The following is a 13,269-nucleotide window of genomic DNA, read 5'->3' as shown; positions in this document are numbered from 1 at the left end:
GCAGCTGTCGCCAACACCACGACTATCCCAATCGCAACGATCAGTATCTGACGTGAAAATCCTATCACTGGATTCCGCCCCCGTTGGCAATTTCCGTAATCGACCGTTTCAACTGAGCATGTGTTGTCGGACTTTTGAGCAAGCTGTCAAATTGACTGGCTGCACGTAGTACGAACTCCATTCGCTGATCTTGATCTGCAAGATTGGCCAAGGGGTTCTTGGAGAATGAAACCTGTCTGCTATCAGGAGCTTTACATTGACTAGCCAGCGTTAGCTGAATTTCTTCCGCCGCTCCAGACATCAACCCCGTTACGACAGAAACATAATTGCCCGCGTGAGTACTGCGCATAAGAACTGCGAATTGGGCATTTTCCTACATCGCTGGTTGCAAAATGTTCAATTGCTCATGTCGAGCCATCTGCCTGACGCTATCCGCAATATGCCCAGCATCTATGGCTTCAAAAGTACGATAGATCTCTGCTGCATCAACACCGAACTCTACCTTCCCAGCAATCGGCCACATCACGTCTTTCACAATGCCACGCCGGCTCTTCAGGCACTTCTCCATCTCTTTGTAGCCCCGCACCATAAAAAACCGATGCAACGGATAAACATCCAGAAACAGCGAGGTGTTGCCCAACGCCAGCATTTCATACACGTAGTCCAATTGCTGCTGGACCACTGACCGAGTGTTATCACCAAAGGTGATGTCTTCAGTGGGCAACGGATTGGCCGCTCGCGCTCTTTCGAGCTCCTTCTCCACTTCAGGATCTGTCTTGCTGAGCTTGAACCCGAACCCTTCGAAAATGGTTTCCGACTTACCGGTCCTTAGCTTCTCTTGCGCAGCCTTTTGCGCGCCAATAGCAGTCTGCAGTTTGGTGGCATGAATCAACCCACACCCCACCTGCTTCGACGCAAACGCCGCCAACCCCGCCCATTGAAACCAGTTATCCGCCAGCCACAACTGTGCATACGCGGCGTTGATCTTGCGGTTACGTGTTTGTGGGTCGGCGATCAGCACGCCGCCCGGTGCGACCCATTCTTCGGCTTCTTTCTGAAACCGGCCCACAGGCAGTTGCAGGTCAGCAACGGCACTTCGACGCGGGTTTTCGGGTTGGGGCCGGACGTGGTGGTTTCGCGTTTGCAGGCGGGCAGTTCGCAGGTACTGTCCCAGAGTTTTTTATGTCCAGGTCGTCTGGTGCGATGCATTGTCCGGTCATTTGATTCTTCCTTGAGGCTTAGACGGTCCAGCGGACGACGGCGAGATCGGGTTTTAGCGTGGCGACACTTTGGGTCATGCCCAAGGCGTTGGTCTGGCCTTTGACGATGCGGCCTTCGGCGGTTTCGATTTCGTAGCCTTGTTCGCCAATCGGTTCGCCATTGCCGGCGCTGACAGCTTTGAATTCCACCACGGTCTGGCCAATGATCGGCAGGGGCGGAATGAACGGCTACGGGGTATGGGTGCTGCCGATGATGACGTTGCCGGAGCCGCCGATTATTACGCCGCCGTGGCTCGTGGTGCCATCGAGGGTCATGGCGTTCAGGCCGTTGATGAACACCGTGGAGGAGAAGCCACCGCTGAGCGTCTGGCCGCACGTGCATGTGTCGCTGACTCTCGCGGCGGCGAGGCCATTGAAGAACACATCGGGGGAGCCGCTGGCGATGGGGTTGGTGCCATGGCCCGGAATCGGGCAGGTGGTCGGGTCCGTGACGCGTGCAGCCGGTTTTCCAGACATATGCATTCCTTGTCATTGTCGTTTGAGGCGAGCGGGGGACGCTAACCACCGAGGGGCTGTGCGTCAACCTTGGAGTGCGACCGTATCAAGCACCACGCGCGATGGCTGTAGGAAAACGCTTAAATGTTCCCGTGCGGGGAATTGGCGGTGAGTCGGGTGCTGGATAATCTCGATCCTCAAGTCAGCCACTTACCCCTAAGCCTTGCGCAAAACAAATGTGGGAGCGGGCTTGCTCGCGAAGACGGAGGGTCAGGCAACATTGACGTCGACTGATACTCCGCCTTCGCGAGCAAGCCCGCTCCCACAGGTTTTGCGGTGACGCCGGGGTTATTGGCCCGGAACGTCCTTGCGCAGTTTCACCGGGTCTTGCTGTTTCTTCTTTTTCGCGATGGCGGTGCGCATCTTGATGTTGATCGCTTCAACCGCCAGCGAGAACGCCATGGCGAAGTAGACGTAGCCTTTTGGCACGTGTACGTCGAAGGATTCGGCAATCAGCACGGTACCGACGATCAGCAGGAACGACAGCGCCAACATCTTCAGCGACGGGTGCTTGTCGATGAACTCGCTGATGGTGCCGGACGCCCACATCATCACCAGCACGGCCACGACGATCGCGGCGACCATGACCGGAACATGGGAGACCATGCCGACGGCAGTGATCACCGAGTCCAGCGAGAACACGATGTCGATGATCGCGATCTGGATGATGGTGTAGAGGAAGTTGCCGCCCTTGCCCGAAGGCTCTTCGTTGGTTTCGTCTTCACCTTCCAGCGCGTGGTACATCTCTTGCGAGCTCTTCCACAGCAGGAACAGACCACCGAAGAACAGGATCAGGTCTCGCCCGGAAATACCCTGGCCGAACACCACGAACAGATCCGCCGTGAGGCGCATGACCCAGGTGATCGACAACAGCAACAGGATCCGCGTGACCATGGCCAGGGCCAGCCCGAAAATCCGCGTGCGCGCCTGCATGTGCTTGGGCATGCGGCTGACCAGGATCGAAATCATGATGATGTTATCGATGCCCAGAACGATTTCCAGGGCGGTCAGGGTAAAGAAGGCAACCCAGATTTCAGGGTTGGTCAGCCATTCCATGTGTATTCCTTTGAGCGAGTGTTAAACCACAAAGGGCCCAGACTTCAAATCGCGAAGCCGGGACCCGTTGTGGTGAGTCTTGGGCTTATAGAGTGCTGTACATCGGGAAAGTCCCCAACAGCAGTGCGGCAACCAGTATGCACATGCACACCAGCACAGCCCATTTCAGGGTAAAGCGCTGGTGGTCACCGAATTCGATACCGGCCAGGGCCACCAACAAGTAGGTCGATGGTACCAGCGGGCTCAGCAAGTGGACGGGCTGACCGACAATCGAGGCACGTGCCATTTCAACCGCTGTTATACCGTAATGACTGGCGGCTTCGGCAAGAACTGGTAACACGCCGTAATAAAATGCGTCGTTCGACATGAAGAACGTGAACGGCATGCTCACCAGTGCCGTGATCACCGCCAGGTACGGGCCGAGGAAATCAGGGATGACCGCCAACAGGCTTTTCGACATCGCGTCGACCATGCCGGTGCCGGTCAGGATACCGGTGAAGATACCGGCCGCGAAAATCAGGCCGACCACCGCCAGCACGCTACCGGCGTGGGCCGCGACGCGGTCCTTCTGCTGTTGCAGGCAAGGATAGTTGACGATCATCGCGATGCTGAACGCCACCATAAACAGCACCGGCAGCGGCAACAAGCCCGCGATCAAGGTGCACATCAGCGCCAGCGTCAGGGCGCCGTTGAACCAGATCAGCTTCGGACGACGGGCATCAGGGAACTGCGAAACGCTGATTTCACTGTGGTCGATTTCATCGCCGGCCAGGTGCAACTCACCCAGACGCGCACGCTCGCGTTTACCGTAGAAGTAGGCAATCGCCAGGATCGCCACCACACCGGCCAACATCGCCGGAATCATCGGAACGAAAATGTCCGACGGGTCCACATGCAGGGCGCTGGCCGCGCGAGCGGTCGGGCCGCCCCAAGGGGTCATGTTCATCACGCCACCGGCGAGGATGATCAGGCCGGCCATGATCCGCGGGCTCATGCCGATGCGGCTGTAGAGCGGCAACATGGCGGCCACGCAGATCATGTAAGTGGTCGCGCCGTCCCCATCGAGGGAAACGACGAGCGCCAGTACGGCGGTGCCGACCGAAACTTTCAGCGGGTCGCCCTTGACCAGTTTGAGGATCTTGCGCACGGCCGGGTCGAACAGGCCGGAGTCGATCATCAGGGCGAAATACAGAATGGCGAACATCAGCATCACGCCGGTCGGCGCGAGCTTGGTGATGCCTTCGAGCATCATCGGACCGATCTTCGGTGCAAAACCGCCGAACAGGGCAAAGATGATCGGGATGATGATCAAGGCGATCAGCGCGGACAGGCGCTTGGTCATGATCAGGAACATGAACGTGATGACCATGGCAAAGCCAAGGAAAGTCAGCATGGGAATACTCCAGGCGTAGCGCGGCTAGGGGAAATGGGCTGAGGTCAGCGCAGAACGGGAAGCACGAGGCGTACGGGCGGAGTGACAGCGAAGCGGCGGGTAGCAAAGGACATCAGGATCACCATTGTTGTTGTTAAATGGGCCGTGCGAGCGATAAAACACTCATTGGCCAACCGGTCTGTTGCCGGCAGTGGGGGCGATCCTAATCGGGGAAGCTTTCAGCCAGCTTTCGTTGGTGAAAGCATTGAGCGGATGGGCGACCGGTCGTCGGACCGGTTTATCCAGATGGACCGAGTTGAGGCCTTCGCGAGCAAGCCCGCTCCCACATTGGTTTTGTATACGACGAAGATCAAATGTGGGAGCGGGCTTGCTCGCGAAGGGGTCAGCACATAGGCAACAGGAGGAAACAGCATGGCCAACATTCATACAGGCGGCTGCCACTGCGGACATCTGCGCTATCAATTCAGCGGCCCGTTGCACGACATCGCCCACTGTCATTGCTCGATTTGCCGACGGGTCAGCGGCGGGATCGTCACCACCTGGATCACCGTGCCCGCGTCAGCCTTTCAATGGACGAAAGGCACACCCGCGCAGTACGAATCGTCTTCAACGTGCGTACGTTTTTTCTGCCCGAACTGTGGAGCGCAACTGGCGCTGATGACCCACCTCAGTCCCGAGAGCATCGACGTCACCATCGCCACCTTCGACCATCCGGAGCTGGCGCCAGCCGAGCGGCATATATGGACCGACAGCCGATTGCCCTGGCTGCACCTGGACGAGCACCTGCCGGGTGAAGCAGAAGAATCGATCTGATCAGAAAATAGACAGATCCAGTGGCCGGATCGCGCCCATCCAGAGCGCGTGCTCGGTATGGTCGAGCAAGTCATCGCCCGTGTCCGGGTGCAGAAAGACCACCAACCCCTTGCGGTTGAGTGCCAGCCACGGCAGCACTTCACCCATGAGTTCGGGGCTGAACGCCAGTTGGCAGCTCCAGTCCGGGTGCGGACCGACCGGGCGTTCGTGTACGCGGCCCATCTTCAAATCAAACACTTTTGCCGCTTGTTCACACAACGTTCGCGCCTGATCGATGGTGCTGGCGTCGAAATACACATGGGCGTGATAGCCCTTGATCTGCTGCATCGGAATCCCTCTGAAACCCGGTCGAACCCTCACCGTTTCCTACTGGTCACACACCATATACGTAGGAAACAAGGAACTTCAGCCATGAAAAATGCCGAAACCCCCGTGGTAAAAGTGGTGCTTTATGGTGCCATGAGTAGCCTCGGCAGTGCGCTGATGGCTGAAATGCTGCGGCGCCAACATGAAGTGATCGCCATTCTGGACGACCTCACGGCGCTGGCGCCACGCCCGGGCCTTCGAACAAAAAGCGGCGACCTGTTTGAAGCGGAGCGCGTTAAACAAAGTGTGGCAGGGTGTTCGGCCGTCGTCTGTTTATTGGACGCACCAGGCTTACCGTTCAACAGCGAATACATTGAAAAAACCATCATTCCGGGCCCGGTCGAGCAAGTGCTGGCCGTGGACGCGTTGATCGAAGGCATGCAGGCGGCGGGCATTTCTCGGTTGTTTCTGGTGGGTGATTTTGAATTGCTGGACGATCCGGAAATAGAAGATCGATTGCAGCGCCACGCCGCCGAAGAAATCCGCGAAGCGCTGCAAAACAGTCCATTGCATTGGACGTTGGTCAATGCGCCGCGCGGTGTTTGCGGCCTGACGATCGAGCACTTCAGCCATGTCAGCAGCAGCCTTGAGTCGGGGCTGGCCGAGCCTCTGCAACGGTTAAACCGCGTGGCCGTCGGGATTGCCGATGAGCTAAAGCTGAACCTGCACGTTGGCGAGCATGTGAACTTCATCGCGGCGGACACTACACAGCGATAGACGGCAACGGCAAACCATTGAGCGATTGCGCGCTACTGGCCTGTTCTTCCATCAACCAATCCACAAATTGTTGAATCAATGCCCCGCGCCGTTTGCGTTGGGGCAAGACTACGTAATAGCCGAGCCTGGACATCGCGGACTCGGCAATCGGGCGACATAACAACCCCTGCGCCAACAAGTTATCCACAAGGTGCCGCCAGCCAATCGCCACACCTTGACCGCCAATCGCCGCTTGAATCAGCAACGTGTAATTGTCGAAGCGCAGCTGCCCAGGTGCTGGGGCCGAGGTGATCCCCACCTCGCGAAACACACCGCTCCAGTCGAACCAGTTACTGCTGTTTTCACCCCTTAAATGAAGCAGCGGGAACTCCAACAGCGACTGTGCCGGCAAGGGCAGGGGGCGATCCTTGAGCAACAACGGGCTGCACACCGGAAACACTTCTTCGCTAAATAGCCAATGGCTTTCACCCTGTTTAAAGCGTCCGTCGCCAAACAACACCGCCACATCGATATCGGTGCGCAGCATGTTGTGAGAGCGCTCGCTGGTGACCAGGCTGACATCCACGTGTGGATTGGCTTGGTGAAAGCGGTGCAGACGCGGCATCAGCCAATAGGCGGCGAAGGCGAAATCGGTCGCGACCTGCAACACCTCATGTTGCTGCTGTGCGCTGATCGCACTCAATCCTGTGTCGATATTCTGCAAACCCAGCTGAACCTGCTCGAAGAGAATGGTCCCGGCTTCGGTCAATTCGATCCCGCGATATATGCGGTCAAACAACCGTGTCCCGAGTTGTTTCTCCAACCGCTTGATCTGCTGGCTGACCGCCGGCTGCGTGGTGCCAAGCTCCACTGCCGCCGCGGTGAAGCTGCGATGACGGGCAGCCGCTTCAAAGGCACGAAGCAAATCGAGAGACAAATCACCAAGGGCGTCATACATAAGCTGGGCTAATCCTAGTCATTGCCTGGTATAGGCTTTACCGCAAAGTGCATGGGTAACATGCTCGATCGCAGCACTCTCGCATAAATATTCACTATGGAATGCCGCGATCACATGAAGCGCAAGAACATTCTTTTCATCATGGCCGATCAAATGGCCGCGCCAATGTTGCCGTTCTACGGTCCTTCGCCGATCAAACTGCCGAATCTGAGCCGCCTCGCCGCCGAAGGCGTGGTGTTCGACGCCGCTTATTGCAACAGCCCGCTGTGTGCGCCGTCGCGTTTTACCTTGGTCAGCGGTCAATTGCCGAGCAAGATTGGCGCCTACGACAACGCGGCTGATTTCCCCGCTGATGTTCCAACCTATGCCCATTACCTGCGTCGCCTCGGTTACCGCACCGCGCTGTCCGGCAAGATGCACTTTTGCGGCCCGGACCAGCTCCATGGCTACGAAGAACGCCTGACGAGCGACATCTACCCGGCGGACTACGGTTGGGCCGTGAATTGGGACGAGCCGGATGTGCGTCCGACCTGGTATCACAACATGTCGTCAGTGCTGCAAGCGGGACCGTGCGTGCGCACCAATCAGCTGGATTTCGACGAGGAGGTGGTGTTCAAGGCCCAGCAATACTTGTTCGATCACATCCGCGAGGACGGCGATCAACCGTTTTGCCTGACCGTTTCAATGACACACCCGCACGATCCATACACGATCCCCAAGGCTTTCTGGGACATGTACGACGATGCCGACATTCCGTTGCCTGAAACCCCGACACAAACCGAACTTGATCCGCACTCCCAACGTTTATTGAAGGTCTATGACCTGTGGGATAAACCGCTGCCTGTGGATAAGATCCGCGATGCACGCCGCGCCTATTTCGGTGCGTGCAGCTATATCGACAGCAACGTCGGCAAACTCCTGCAAACACTCGAGGAAACCGGGCTGATCGACGACACCATCATCGTATTCTCCGGCGACCATGGCGACATGCTCGGCGAACGGGGTCTTTGGTACAAAATGCACTGGTACGAAATGGCCGCTCGCGTGCCCCTGTTGATAAGTGCTCCCGGGCAGTTCGGTGCAGGACGGGTCAGCGCCGCGGTCTCCACCGCCGATCTGCTGCCGACCTTCGTGGAACTTGCCGGCGGCTCACTGGAGCCAGGCTTGCCGCTGGACGGCCGCTCGCTGGTTTCGCACCTGCAAGGGCAGGGCGGTCATGACGAAGTATTCGGCGAATACATGGCCGAAGGCACCATCAGTCCGTTGATGATGATCCGTCGCGGCGCTTACAAATTCATCTACAGCGAAGATGATCCCTGCCTACTCTTCGACGTACACAACGACTCGCGCGAACTGGAAGAACTCAGCCAATCGCCGCAACATATTCAGCTTTTCGAAGAATTTCTGACCGAAGCACGCGCCAAATGGAACATCCCGGCGATTCACCAACAAGTGCTCGCCAGCCAGCGGCGCCGCCGTTTCGTTGCCGAGGCGTTGACCATCGGCAAGCTGAAGAGCTGGGATCACCAGCCGCTGGTGGACGCCAGTCAGCAGTACATGCGCAACCACATCGACCTCGATGATCTGGAGCGCAAAGCACGTTATCCACAACCCTGCCAAAACCAATAATGTTAAGGGGAAGTCCATGCAAAAGTTATCCACAGCACTGACAGTCGGGCTTTTGGCTCTGGGCAGCGCATCGGCCTATGCCGATCAAAGCTGCGAGACGGTGAAAATGGCCGACCCTGGCTGGAGCGACATCGCCGCGACCAACGCCATCACCGGGTTTCTGCTGGATGGCATGGGCTACAAGGCCAAGGTCGACACCCTCGCGGTGCCGATTACCTTCGGCGGGCTGAAGGATGGCCAGGTCGATGTGTTCTTGGGTAACTGGATGCCGGCGCAGCAGGGCTTCTACGACAAGTTCGTGGCCACCGGCGATGTCACTCAATTGGCGAAAAACCTCGACGGCACTGAATTTACGCTCGCGGTTCCGGATTATGTGTGGGACGCGGGTGTGCATAACTTTGCCGACCTGAACAAGTTCGCCGACAAGTTCGACAAGAAGATCTACGGCATTGGCTCTGGTGCGCCAGCGAATATCTCGTTGCAGGAAATCATCAAGAAGAACGACTTCGACATGGGCCAGTGGAAACTCGTCGAGTCCAGCGAACAGGCGATGTTGGCCGAAGTGTCTCGCGCAGTGAAGAAACAGAAATTCGTGACCTTCCTCGGCTGGACCCCACACCCGATGAATGTGCAGCTGAAAATGCATTACCTGAAGGGCGGCGAGAAGTACTTCGGCGACACCGGCAGCGTGCACACCCTGACCCGCAAGGGGTACGCCGAAGCCTGTCCGAATGTGGGCAAACTGCTGACCAACCTGAGTTTCACCCAGGACATGGAGAACAGCATCATGGCCGAGGTGGTGAACAAGAAAGTCAGCAATGCGGACGCGGCCAAGGCGTGGATCAAGGCCAATCCGGCGGTGCTGGATAAATGGCTCGATGGCGTGAAGACAGCGGACGGCAAGGACGCGTTGCCGGCGGTTAAAGCCAAGTTGTAACGGTCACCTGTGGCGAGGGAGCTTGCTCCCGCTTGAGTGCGCAGCGCTCCCAAATCGACAAACGCGGTTTGTCATTCTCACCGAGTTATCCGATTTGCGGCTGCTGCGCAGCCGAGCGGGAGCAAGCTCCCTCGCCACAATGTTCAATTGGTCCTGATACTCTTGCGCCAAAACCCCACCCGAGAGGACCCATGGCCTTCCCCAGCCGCCATTCACTCTTCCCCTTCCTCAGTTGGATGCCCCGGCAAACCCGCGCCAGCGTCGGGCGTGACCTGATCGTCGGCCTCAGCGGGGCGATTCTCGCGTTACCACAGTCCATTGCCTACGCACTGATCGCCGGTCTCCCACCGGAATACGGCTTGTACGCCGCGATCATCCCGGTTTTGATCGCCTGCCTGTGGGGTTCGTCGTGGCATCTGATCTGCGGTCCTACGGCGGCAATCTCCATTGTCCTGTTCGCCAGCGTCAGTCCACTGGCCGTCCCCGCGTCACAGGACTACATCACGCTGATCCTGCTGCTGACGCTCCTGGCCGGTATTTTCCAATGGCTGCTGGGCATGCTGCGGTTCGGTGCCCTGGTGAATTTCGTCTCGCATTCGGTGGTGCTGGGTTTCACCCTCGGTGCCGCGGTGGTAATTGCCATCGGGCAGTTGCCGAACTTGCTGGGGCTGGACTTGCCCAGCCAGGCCACCGCACTGGACAGCTTCCTGATGCTGTTCAAGCACCTCGGTGCCTTGGATAAACCGTCGTTGGTGCTGGGCCTGGCGACGGTCGCAGTCGGCGCGGTGCTGAAAATGTTGCTACCGCGCTGGCCGACGTTGTTGATCACGCTGATCCTCGGCGGGCTTCTGGTGTGGCTGTGGCCATCGATGTTCGGCCATGTGAAGTTGGTCAGCGCCTTTGTCGGGCGCTTGCCGCCGTTCAGCCCGGTGCCGCTGGATCTGGACCTGATCCTGCGCCTGCTACCGAGCGCGGTGGCGGTGGGCATGCTGGGATTGGTGACCAGCCTGTCGATTGCCCGCTCCTTGTCGGCCCGCTCGCAGCAATTGCTCGACGCCAATCAGGAAATCCGCGCTCAAGGCCTGTCGAACATCGTCGGGGCGTTTTTTTCCGGTTCGCTGTCAGCCGGATCTTTCACCCGTTCGGGTTTGAGTTATGAAGCCGGCGCCTGCTCACCGATGGCAGGGGTATTCTCGGCCATGTGGGTCGCACTGTTCGCGATTTTCGGCGCCGGGCTGATCGCTCACATCCCGATTCCGGCGATGGCCGGCAGCATTCTGCTGATCGCCTGGGGGTTGGTCGACCATCGCGGTATTCGTGCGCTGCTGCGCGTCAGCCGCGCGGAATTCCTGGTCATGGCGCTGACCTGTGTCGCCACGTTGCTGCTGGAGTTGCAGACGGCGATTTATGCCGGGGTGCTCGCCTCGTTGTTCTTCTACCTCAAACGCACCTCACAACCGAGGGTTCAGCATTCTCGCGAAGGGGATGAAGATATTCTGCGGGTCGGGGGTTCGATCTTTTTCGGCGCCAGCCATTACCTGCAAGTGCGCCTGCAACGCCTGCACGGTGCGCGCGTAGTGATCGAGGCGCAGCAGATCAACTTCATCGATTATTCAGGTGTGGAAATGCTGCACCAAGAAGCACGGCGGCTGTTGAAGCAGGATCGCAGCCTGACGCTGCGGCGCGCGCGGCCGCAGGTGGTGGAGGAGTTGCGGAAGCTGGAAGGGGCAGAGAAGTGCCCGATCCGGTTTGAAGACTGAAACAACGCTGTGATGACGAAAGCATAACCTGTGGCGAGGGGGCTTACCCCCGTTGGACGGCGAAGCCGTCCCTCCAAGAAGCCACGACCGCTTCGCGGCCGAACGGGGGCAAGCCCCCTCGCCACAAAAGCCTAGAGCGCGAGCTGCCGGCGGAGTTCGGCCAGCACCGGCGCCGTATCCGGACGCACACCGCGCCACAGGAAGAAGGCTTCCGCCGCTTGCTCCGCGAGCATGCCTAAACCATCCATCGACACTGCCGCGCCATGTTCCGTGGCCCAACGGCAGAACGAAGTCGGTTCCTTGCCATACATCATGTCGTAGCAAACTGTCTTGCCCGGTTCGATCAAACTACCGGCAATCGGCGGCACATCACCGGACAGGCTCGCCGATGTCGCGTTGATGATCAGGTCCACCGATTCCTTCAGCCAATCGAAACCGCTGGCCGATACCGGCCCCAGGTCCGCGAACAATTCCGCCAGCAACTCGGCTTTTTCCACCGTGCGGTTGGCGATGATCACCGAGGCCGGTTGCTCGGCCAGCAAGGGTTCCAGTGCACCGCGCACTGCGCCGCCCGCACCAAGCAGCAAAATGCGTTTGCCCTTGAGGCTGAAACCGGCGTTAACCGTCAGGTCCCGCACCAGCCCGGCGCCGTCGGTGTTATCCCCCAGCAGGCTGCCGTCGGCGAGTTTGCTCAAGGTGTTCACCGCGCCAGCTCGTTGCGCACGTTCCGTCAGGCTGTCGGCCAGGCGAAACGCGTCTTCCTTGAAAGGCACCGTCACATTGGCGCCGCGACCTTCGCGGAAAAACGCCCGAGCGAAGTCGGAAAAGTCGTCGAGTGGCGCCAGCGAAGTGCTGTAGTCCAGTTGCTGAGCGGTTTGCTCGGCGAACAAACGGTGGATCAGCGGCGACTTGCTGTGGCCAATCGGGTTACCGAATACGACGTAACGGTCCATCAGAACTCCTCGTTCAGGCCTCGGCCAACCAATCGCGGTCTTGCAGGAAGTATTCGGTCAGGCGCGCTTCTTCACTGCCCGGTTCGGCTTTCCAGTCGTAGCTCCAGCGCACTTGTGGCGGCAGCGACATCAGGATCGACTCGGTACGCCCGCCCGATTGCAGGCCGAACAAGGTGCCGCGGTCGTAGACCAGGTTGAATTCGACGTAACGGCCACGACGGAATTCCTGGAATTCACGCTGCTTGGCGCTGAACGCATCATTTTTGCGGCGTTGCACGATCGGCAGATAGGCATCGATGTACGCGTCGCCGATGGCGCGCATGAAGGCGAAGCTGGTATCGAAGTCCCACTCGTTCAAATCATCGAAAAACAGACCGCCAATGCCGCGCGGCTCGTGGCGATGCTTGATGTGGAAATAGCTGTCGCACCAGGCTTTGTAGCGCGCATAGACGTCCGGCCCGAACGGCGCACAGGCCTGCTCGGCGACGCGGTGCCAGTGCACGCAGTCTTCTTCATTGCCGTAATAAGGGGTCAGGTCGAAGCCGCCGCCGAACCACCAGACCGGTTCTTCACCTTCTTTTTCAGCGATGAAAAAGCGCACATTGGCGTGGGAAGTCGGCACATGCGGGTTGTGCGGGTGGATCACCAGTGACACGCCGAGGGCTTCGAAGCCACGGCCGGCCAATTCCGGCCGATGAGCGCTGGCGGAGGGTGGGAGACCGCTGCCGAAGACGTGGGAAAAGTTCACGCCGCCCTTTTCGATCACTGCGCTGTTTTCGATCACTCGCGTGCGACCGCCACCGCCGGCAGGCCGGATCCAGGCGTCTTCAACGAAGGGTGTGCCGCCGTCTTCAGCTTCGAGGGCCGCGCAAATGCGCTCTTGCAGGTCGAGCAGGTAGGCTTTTACGGCCTCGGTGCGGGTTGTCATGTCAT

11 protein-coding genes and 2 pseudogenes are annotated in these 13,269 nt (G+C 58.8%); 5 read left to right on the top strand and 8 right to left on the bottom strand.

The features are described 5' to 3' along the window. Positions 1-64 precede the first annotated feature (64 nt). The 4 genes and pseudogenes from EAH78_RS33215 to EAH78_RS02910 form a co-directional block, all read right to left on the bottom strand. Positions 65-1,220: pseudogene (locus EAH78_RS33215) on the bottom strand (DUF2515 family protein). A gap of 18 nt (positions 1,221-1,238) precedes the next feature. Continuing rightward, a pseudogene (locus tag EAH78_RS33210) lies at positions 1,239-1,736 on the bottom strand (PAAR domain-containing protein). Positions 1,737-2,063: 327 nt separating this feature from the next. Next, positions 2,064-2,831: a TerC family protein gene (locus EAH78_RS02915; RefSeq protein WP_140665339.1), complete on the bottom strand. Its 768-nt coding sequence runs from the start codon at positions 2,829-2,831 to the stop codon at positions 2,064-2,066. A gap of 85 nt (positions 2,832-2,916) precedes the next feature. Further along, a complete protein-coding gene (locus EAH78_RS02910; protein ID WP_140665336.1) occupies positions 2,917-4,224 on the bottom strand; it encodes a CitMHS family transporter in 1,308 nt (435 codons plus the stop codon). 411 nt (positions 4,225-4,635) lie between these two features. Between EAH78_RS02910 and EAH78_RS02900 the strand changes: the two genes are divergently transcribed. Then, positions 4,636-5,037 carry a GFA family protein gene (locus tag EAH78_RS02900; RefSeq protein ID WP_140665330.1) on the top strand — a complete coding sequence of 134 codons (402 nt, stop codon included), beginning with the start codon at positions 4,636-4,638 and terminating at the stop codon, positions 5,035-5,037. Here the strand turns inward: EAH78_RS02900 and EAH78_RS02895 are convergent, their stop codons facing one another. Further along, on the bottom strand, positions 5,038-5,364 hold the full coding sequence (locus EAH78_RS02895; protein WP_140665326.1) for a DOPA 4,5-dioxygenase family protein: 327 nt from the start codon (positions 5,362-5,364) through the stop codon (positions 5,038-5,040). Between the two features lie 84 nt (positions 5,365-5,448). Between EAH78_RS02895 and EAH78_RS02890 the strand changes: the two genes are divergently transcribed. Further along, complete coding sequence (locus EAH78_RS02890) at positions 5,449-6,120, top strand: NAD(P)-dependent oxidoreductase (protein ID WP_140665324.1); 672 nt, start codon at positions 5,449-5,451, stop codon at positions 6,118-6,120. On the opposite strand, the gene EAH78_RS02885 is transcribed toward EAH78_RS02890, so the two are convergent. Next, positions 6,107-7,057 (bottom strand): choline sulfate utilization transcriptional regulator, encoded by a 951-nt coding sequence (locus EAH78_RS02885; RefSeq protein ID WP_140665319.1) that lies wholly within the window; start codon positions 7,055-7,057, stop codon positions 6,107-6,109. The genes EAH78_RS02890 and EAH78_RS02885 overlap by 14 nt on opposite strands. 114 nt (positions 7,058-7,171) lie before the next feature. Here EAH78_RS02885 and betC point away from each other — a divergent pair, with 114 nt between their 5' ends. From betC to EAH78_RS02870, 3 genes are all read left to right on the top strand, one after another. Next, on the top strand, positions 7,172-8,686 hold the full coding sequence (betC, locus tag EAH78_RS02880; protein ID WP_140665316.1) for a choline-sulfatase: 1,515 nt from the start codon (positions 7,172-7,174) through the stop codon (positions 8,684-8,686). Positions 8,687-8,702: 16 nt separating this feature from the next. Then, on the top strand, positions 8,703-9,623 hold the full coding sequence (gene choX / locus EAH78_RS02875; protein WP_140665312.1) for a choline ABC transporter substrate-binding protein: 921 nt from the start codon (positions 8,703-8,705) through the stop codon (positions 9,621-9,623). Between the two features lie 191 nt (positions 9,624-9,814). After that, entirely contained in the window at positions 9,815-11,383 is a 1,569-nt protein-coding gene (locus EAH78_RS02870) for a SulP family inorganic anion transporter (protein ID WP_140665308.1), read from the top strand. A 131-nt stretch (positions 11,384-11,514) separates the two neighbouring features. Here EAH78_RS02870 and aroE read toward each other — a convergent pair whose 3' ends face one another. Both aroE and hemF read right to left on the bottom strand, forming a co-directional pair. Beyond that, the gene (gene aroE / locus EAH78_RS02865) at positions 11,515-12,336 is read right to left on the bottom strand and encodes a shikimate dehydrogenase (protein ID WP_140665303.1); all 822 of its coding nucleotides are present in this window, start codon (positions 12,334-12,336) and stop codon (positions 11,515-11,517) included. Between the two features lie 13 nt (positions 12,337-12,349). Then, entirely contained in the window at positions 12,350-13,264 is a 915-nt protein-coding gene (gene hemF / locus EAH78_RS02860; protein WP_140665300.1) for an oxygen-dependent coproporphyrinogen oxidase, read from the bottom strand. Positions 13,265-13,269: the final 5 nt, after the last annotated feature.

The organism is Pseudomonas arsenicoxydans, assembly GCF_006438915.1.
In the GTDB taxonomy this organism is placed as follows: Bacteria; Pseudomonadota; Gammaproteobacteria; order Pseudomonadales; family Pseudomonadaceae; genus Aquipseudomonas; species Aquipseudomonas arsenicoxydans_A.
This window is presented reverse-complemented; position numbering and strand designations above follow the sequence as displayed.